Here is a 424-nt window from a genome sequence, read left to right on the forward strand (position 1 = left end):
GAAATGCAGCTTATTGATTGGTTTTATAAAAATTCTGGTAAGATAGAACAGGAAAGTCATGATGATGGTTCTGTTACTATCCGAGCACTTCTTACTTGTGAAGCAAAGAAACGGTTAAATCATCTTAAAAAAACATGTATAAACACTTCTTTTAAGCTATGACCTCAGCGAAACTTCTTTTATCTTTACGTTTTTCTAATCCAAAATATCATATTTAAATAATATAGCTTTGAGTTAAGAGGATAGTTACTCCTTTCTCTTAAATAGAAAACGTGAAATATTTGTTGGTTGAAATAAGATGAATGTTGAGCGTGATAAAAGGTTGTTTATGCGCATAATATCGCAAAACGCTTTAATTGTTTTTTTGTCGGCAATGTTATGCGTATTTTTGATTTGGTTATATTATTTTGTTCAGCCACGGTCC

Annotated in this window: 1 pseudogene; it reads left to right on the forward strand. The window is 30.9% G+C overall.

What is annotated here, in order from left to right:
- A pseudogene (locus J7R10_RS10130) lies at positions 1–162 on the forward strand (GTPase HflX); the annotation flags it as partial.
- Between the last annotated feature and the right edge of the window lie 262 nt (positions 163–424).

Origin of the sequence: Bartonella vinsonii subsp. berkhoffii ATCC 51672, assembly GCF_902825225.1 — a bacterium.
In the GTDB taxonomy this organism is placed as follows: domain Bacteria; phylum Pseudomonadota; class Alphaproteobacteria; order Rhizobiales; family Rhizobiaceae; genus Bartonella; species Bartonella berkhoffii.